The organism is Acetobacter pasteurianus subsp. pasteurianus LMG 1262 = NBRC 106471 (assembly GCF_000285275.1).
In the GTDB taxonomy this organism is placed as follows: Bacteria; Pseudomonadota; Alphaproteobacteria; order Acetobacterales; family Acetobacteraceae; genus Acetobacter; species Acetobacter pasteurianus.
The window spans coordinates 1-3,343 of the sequence record NZ_CADO01000082.1 but is presented as its reverse complement, the minus strand read 5'-3'; the positions used below and the strand labels follow the sequence as shown (position 1 = coordinate 3,343).

Here is a 3,343-nt window from a genome sequence, read left to right as displayed (position 1 = left end):
CACGTCAATATGGGTCAGAAAACTCTTGCATAACGGACGGTAACCACAGAAGCATATCCGTGCAGACCATGACGGGCGGCGCAATATTAAGTATTCTGTGGGTGGTGTGTGGGTATAGTTTAATCTTTACGCCCGGCACACCCTTTATTGGCGGCCTCAGTAAAGTCATGTTGCAGCATGTCAGTGTTACGTCTGTGCTGGACAGTGTTCCCAATATTCCTGAAGTGCTTTTTTGTGTGTTCGAACTCAGCTTTGCAGCCATTACGCCGGTTTTGGTGCTGGGGGCCTGTGCAGAGCGTATGAAGTTTTCAACAGCTATGTGGTTTACCCCGGCGTGGAGCCTACTGATTTATATGCCCATAGGGCATATGACATGGGGGCCAGGTGGTCTGTTTGGTACAATGGGCGCCATGGATTTTGCTGGTGGGCTTGTCGTGCATATCACCAGTGGGTTTTCTTCCTTGGTAACGGCGTCGGTGGTGGGGCGCCGAAAAGATGATGGCATTACCAGCCTTGCGCCACATAACCTTATCCTCACCCTAAGTGGTGGGTGCCTGTTGTGGGTAGGGTGGTTTGGTTTTAACGGTGGATCTGCACTTGGAGCCAATGCTTCAGCCGCCATGGCAATTCTTAATACGCAAATAGCGGCCTGTGCGGCATTGTGTTCGTGGTTAGTGGTAGAATGGAAAATGTATGGCAAACCAAGTGTGCTTGGAGCCATTTCCGGCGCAATTGCTGGTTTGGTAGCCATTACACCGGGATGTGGATTTGTAACGCCAGCAGGTGCTCTGATTATTGGGGCTTTAGGAGGTGTTGCCTGCCTGTGGGCTGTGAACTGGCCTAAACACCGTTTCCATTTTGACGATGCACTGGATGTATGGGCCATTCATGGGGTAGGCGGCGTACTGGGTGCTATTCTTACGGGTGTATTTGCGGCTTCTTCAGTTGCGGGAGAAGGCAAGGGAGGTGTGCTGGAAGGGAACTGGAAACAGCTTCTTGTGCAAATTGAAGTAACGGTTTTTGTAGCCGTATTCACCATAGTTATGACCCTGATTATTTTAACAATCCTTAAAAAGACTGTTGGGTTATGCGCCTCTGAAAAACAGCAGTTGATTGGTCTTGACCTTACTGAGCATGGGGAGGCCCTGCGGTAGGGCGTATCCTCAGCTAATATGTGGCTTTGATGTATGATGCTACCCCAGCTATTTAATTCAGCGCCTGAAGAAGGAACTTATGAAAGGTGTTTGGATCTTGTAGCTGGGGCGTATGCCCAACATTGGGGAATTCGATCAGCTTTGCACCAGGAATAGCTGCGGCAGCTAGCTTGCCCAGTTCGGCGTAGTGTCCCAACTTTGCGCGCACATCCGGCGGAGCGCCATCACTTCCGATCGCGGTCACGTCTTTATTTCCAATCATCAATGTTGTTGGGGGCTTGAGGCGTGGCAGATCATAAACAACTGGCTGTGTTGCAATCATGTCGTAAAGTAGAGCAGAATTCCACGCGACAAGATCAGCATCGGGCCCCCGATACATGCCAGCAAGCATCTGGACCCACGGTTCGTAGTCGGGGCGCCATTCATTGGCATAATAGACTTTTCGTTCGTAGTCCCGGATCTGCTCGGCCGTTTTGCCCCGTTCACGAGCATACCATGCATCAACTGTTCTATAAGGCACGCCTTTGGCCTGCCAGTCTTCCAACCCAACAGGATCAACCAAAACCAGCCGGGAAATATCTTGTGGGAACATAAGAGCATAGCGAATGGCCAGCATTCCACCCGTGGAGTGACCAACCATAGAAAACTGCGAGATATTCAGATGTGCCAGCAGGGCACGGGTGTTGCTGGCAAGCTGCCCGAAACTGAACTGATAGGCCCGCGGCTTGCTAGACTTACAAAACCCGATCTGGTCTGGAGCAATAACCCGGTATCCCCGGTCTGTCAGAACGTGAATTGTATTTTCCCATGTTGCTGCACAAAAGTTTTTGCCGTGCAGAAGCACAACAACCTGCCCATTGGGGTGCATCGGCCTAACATCCATATAGGCCATGTGCAACGTCTGTTGCTGGGACTGAAAAGAGAATTCCGCAACAGGCCACGGGTAGGAAAAGCCTTGTAATTCAGCCCCATAAATGGGCTCATTCTGGGGCGCTGCTTTGCTGTCTGGGCTAAAGAACAAGGTTGCAGCCATTAGAAACACACACAGTGCTGATGAGTGGCCTGACCGAATATTTTTCATCCTTCCACGCCTTCGCCTAGCGAGATTCCGTCCAGACTTTCTGGTAAGGGCATGGAGAGAACCAGAAACGGTGCGCGAACCTCGTTCCGGCCATTGTTCAAAAAAGCGAGCTTCTGCAATTGCGGGCAGGGAATATACAGCCTGCGATGACGGTCTATGAACAATGCATCCGGAGAAATCAGGCGGTCATCCTGCACCAGTGTTGCGCGCTTTCCTTGGGGTGAAAGCACGGTAATCCGGCTGTTTTCTGCATCTGCGAGATAGAAATTTCCGTGCGTATCCATGCAGGTGCCGCCGATACTGGGAATTTCCGCTACAATTTCCACCTTTTGCGCAAGCTGGTTATCAGTCTGGGCTGTATCCAGAAGGTCAGCTACCTTGATACGTTTAAGGGGGCCTGCGGGAACTGCAAAATAAAACCACGTTCCACTGGCATCGACTTCAATATCATCACTGGCAGTATCAGGGCGCTTTTCGTTTCCATCTGCCAGAATACGCTCACCTATACCTTTATGGAGATGAATACCATCATTCCGCATAACCTTTTGGCCAGACAGACGCCGCAGTGTTTTTCCGGTTGAAAGGTTATGGATAATCACACCACCAAGGCCGCTATCTGTTACAAATATCAGATCACCATGTATTCTCAGGTCATTGAACCGCGCACCGGGCGGCATGATGGCATCAGAAAAACTGAGCACACGGATAATGCGACCGGTTTTTACATCAAGCTGGACCAGTTTTTGCGCACCCGCTTGTGGCTGGCCGCCTGGGGGGGCTCCCTGATCCACAACCCACAGTGTATTATCGCGAAAAAGATGAATGGCATTCACCATAACAAAGGCCCGAGTGCCATCTTGTCCTTTTTGCCATGTATTCCAGCTTCCTCCGGGAAAAGGTATTGGCTGACCGCTACTGTTTACCCGCGCCAAAGAGAAGGTTTTTTCCATACCGGGGAGCCGTGGCAAACCAAGAAAAATCTCCCCTTCGTGCGAGACAGCAACGCCGCTGGCAATAAAAGGTGACTGAGCGACCACAAAAAGCTGTTCTTTTGCTTCGACGCGGATTTCTTCTGTGGTTACCGTCCGTTATGCAAGAGTTTTCTGAC

3 protein-coding genes are annotated in these 3,343 nt (G+C 50.8%); 1 reads left to right on the top strand and 2 read right to left on the bottom strand.

Annotation, left to right across the window (positions count from 1 at the left end; translation table 11 throughout):
- Nucleotides 1-1,154, top strand: a 1,154-nt coding sequence (locus APA10_RS11250; protein ID WP_050998026.1) for an ammonium transporter, incomplete at its 5' end; no start/stop codon positions are given.
- Between the two features lie 52 nt (nt 1,155-1,206).
- Here the strand turns inward: APA10_RS11250 and APA10_RS11245 are convergent.
- Both APA10_RS11245 and APA10_RS11240 read right to left on the bottom strand, forming a co-directional pair.
- Nucleotides 1,207-2,235, bottom strand: a complete 1,029-nt coding sequence (locus tag APA10_RS11245) for an alpha/beta fold hydrolase (RefSeq protein WP_231111071.1) — start codon at nt 2,233-2,235, stop codon at nt 1,207-1,209.
- On the bottom strand, nt 2,232-3,272 hold the full coding sequence (locus APA10_RS11240) for an SMP-30/gluconolactonase/LRE family protein (protein WP_003631248.1): 1,041 nt from the start codon (nt 3,270-3,272) through the stop codon (nt 2,232-2,234). The genes APA10_RS11245 and APA10_RS11240 overlap by 4 nt, the downstream gene beginning before the upstream one ends.
- Between the last annotated feature and the right edge of the window lie 71 nt (nt 3,273-3,343).

Coding starts and splice junctions, on each gene's coding strand:
- APA10_RS11245 (WP_231111071.1), bottom strand. CDS start 2,235: ATGAAAAATATTCGGTCAGGCCACTCATCAGCACTGTGTGTGTTTCTA.